The organism is Streptomyces sp. NPDC058964, from assembly GCF_042741275.1.
Lineage (GTDB): Bacteria > Actinomycetota > Actinomycetes > Streptomycetales > Streptomycetaceae > Streptomyces.
Genome location: NZ_JBHYKH010000011.1, coordinates 1 through 526, shown reverse-complemented (window position 1 = coordinate 526; position 526 = coordinate 1). Strand labels below are relative to the sequence as shown.

1 protein-coding gene is annotated in these 526 nt (G+C 66.7%); it reads right to left on the bottom strand.

What is annotated here, in order from left to right; translation table 11 throughout:
- A partial coding sequence (locus ACFW2E_RS02615; protein ID WP_384460222.1) for an Imm7 family immunity protein occupies positions 1-181 on the bottom strand: 181 nt, incomplete at its 3' end.
- Positions 182-526: the final 345 nt, after the last annotated feature.

Genomic DNA, 526 nt, shown 5'->3' with positions numbered 1-526 from the left:
TTTGGGGGGGCCCGGGGGGGGGTTTCCCGGGCCCGCCGTAAATCCACCTGAGGTCAAGCAAGTACGGGCTGTCCATCTGGGCGATGCGAAGCCGAAGCTCATCGACGATCTGCCGCAGACGGGCCTCATCGTCATCAGCTGCGGTCTCCCTGACCGTGATCCAACCGTGGTACTCGAACATCCCGTGATCGTAGTGCGATGGCCTGCTTCACCGTGCCGATCGCAGCATGATCCGCCGGACACGCCTTAGTCCCCTGCCCAACCGGCGGTCGGCCGGGGCCCGTTCTGCCTGCTGATGACTCCCGGAGAGCGCGACAGGCACGGACTCCCGAGATCACGGACTTCTCGACGCCCTCACGTACATCCCGATCGAGGAGGGCTGGCTCTACCTGGCCACCGTCATCGACATCGCCTCCCGTCGCGTCGTCGGCTGAGCCACCGCCGACCATCGGGGAGCTGCGAAGCTTGCCACGGCCGGGGGGACCCCGACACCACAGACATGAGGCCGACAACAAGGGCCCAGGGC